The sequence below is a fragment of the Staphylococcus sp. HMSC13A10 genome (assembly GCF_001808005.1).
Taxonomy (GTDB): domain Bacteria; phylum Bacillota; class Bacilli; order Staphylococcales; family Staphylococcaceae; genus Staphylococcus; species Staphylococcus pasteuri.
The window spans coordinates 1-1,212 of sequence record NZ_KV791889.1; the positions used below are offsets into that span (position 1 = coordinate 1).

Annotated in this window: 1 protein-coding gene; it reads left to right on the forward strand. The window is 32.7% G+C overall.

The genetic code is table 11. The annotated features are described in order from the left end of the window. Positions 1-196: 196 nt before the first annotated feature. On the forward strand, positions 197-1,212 hold a 1,016-nt coding region (locus HMPREF3125_RS12345; RefSeq protein ID WP_070454084.1), incomplete at its 3' end, for a YfcC family protein.

The window sequence follows — 1,212 nt, forward strand, 5'->3', positions numbered from 1 at the left end:
ATGTAAATCAAGCACCAAATATAGAATATTAAAAATTATTATGTTTATTATATTTAAAAATATATCCTCTTGTTTTTCTCTAAATTAATACATATCTTCGAAATTTTATTAATATTATGATATATTTATCTAACACTTAAATGCATTTTTATTCGTAAAAATACATTTATATACTTTTTTGTAAAGGAGATATTTTATGAGAGTAGAACAAATAAATAAAGATAAGTATTCATCTTCACCTAAGAGAAAGTTTAAGTTAAAAATACCTGGTGCTTTTGCAATTTTATTCATTTTAACCATTCTAGCTGTATTAGCAACTTGGATGATTCCAGCAGGTTCATATTCAAAATTATCTTATGAAGATCACTCACTAAAGGTCGAGAACCCTCATGGTAAAGTTGAAACGCATAAAGCAACACAACAGGAATTAGACAAAATGGGTGTCAAAATTGATATTAATCAGTTCACCTCTGGCGCGATCAATAAGCCTGTATCTATTCCAAATACTTATGAGCGTTTAGATCAACATCCTGCTAAATTAACCGATATTACAAGTAGTATGGTCAACGGAACCATTGAAGCCGCTGATATTATGGTCTTTATACTCATACTTGGTGGTTTAATTGGTGTTGTTCAAGCGAGTGGTGCTTTTGAATCCGGACTTCTCGCGTTGACTCAAAAGACAAAAGGAAGAGAATTTCTTTTAATTTTCTTTGTATCTATATTAATGGTACTTGGTGGAACTTTGTGCGGTATTGAAGAGGAAGCTGTAGCTTTCTACCCTATTCTTGTGCCCATCTTTATCGCTATGGGCTATGATTCTATTGTTTGCGTGGGTGCTATCTTTTTAGCAAGTTCAATGGGATCCACTTTTTCAACAATCAATCCGTTTTCAGTAGTTATTGCCTCTAATGCAGCTGGTACAACATTTGCTGAAGGTTTGTATTGGCGTATTGCAGGTTGTATTGTTGGAGCTATGTTTGTTATAGGTTATCTCTATTGGTATTGTAAAAAGATTAAAAAGAACCCAGAAGCTTCATATAGTTATGAAGATAAAGATACATTTAATCAACAATGGTCTGTCATGGAACATGATACTCAACATCAAACATTTACTACACGTAAGAAATTAATCTTAGTACTATTTGTTATACCTTTCCCTGTAATGGTGTGGGGAGTTATGTCTCAAGGTTGGTGGTTCCCAACTATGGC